Raw genomic sequence first — 591 nt, 5'->3', positions numbered from 1 at the left:
TCCGTCGTTGGCCCGTGACCTGCACGTTTGGAAGGAGGTGCGGTGCGCGTGGGGGCGCGTCTGCCTCGTCGGGGATGGGCCGAACCTGCGAACAATCCGCGCGTGCGAAAGCGGGCGACTCAGCCGCCGCGTCCCATCGCCGACCCAAGTTCAAGATCTTCGGCGAGAAGTTCCGCTTCGGACAGTGCGTCGACGAGCACCGTAGCCAGCCGAAACGAGACGTGCGGCTCCAGCACCTTCCGCACCTGTGCCTTGACCTCGTCGCCTCCGGCGGTGGTGCCGAGTAGGCCGGCGGTGTCGAGCCTGTTGGCGTAGTCGGTGGCGTAGCGGTGGCCGAGCGCGAACGCGAGGTTCGGTTCGGGCACCGCGGCGGCGACATGCGGGCGCATGATCTCGGCGGCAGCGGTTGCGTCAGCCATCCACGGTTCTCCTCGGCCTGCTTGAGCCGCTTCGTCATCGCGAACAACAGGTGGTTGGCAGCAGCGGCGTTGACAGCTTCCCGCACACCCAGCCCATATTGGACACGAGTTGTGCCGCTTCCCACTCGTGTCCTTGCGGCGTCATCGTGAGGTCGCGGGTCAGCAACCGCGG

Annotated in this window: 1 protein-coding gene; it reads right to left on the bottom strand. The window is 67.3% G+C overall.

The annotated features are described in order from the left end of the window. Positions 1-119: 119 nt before the first annotated feature. A complete protein-coding gene (locus Air01nite_RS40890) occupies positions 120-419 on the bottom strand; it encodes a hypothetical protein (RefSeq protein WP_203708928.1) in 300 nt (99 codons plus the stop codon). Positions 420-591: the final 172 nt, after the last annotated feature.

Origin of the sequence: Asanoa iriomotensis (assembly GCF_016862515.1) — a bacterium.
Taxonomy (GTDB): Bacteria; Actinomycetota; Actinomycetes; order Mycobacteriales; family Micromonosporaceae; genus Asanoa; species Asanoa iriomotensis.
Note: the sequence above shows the minus strand (reverse complement) of the source record. Positions and strands in the feature narration are given on the sequence as shown.

Excerpts from the sequence above, each read along its gene's own strand:
- Air01nite_RS40890 (WP_203708928.1), bottom strand. The coding sequence starts at position 419 with ATGGCTGACGCAACCGCTGCCGCCGAGATCATGCGCCCGCATGTCGCC.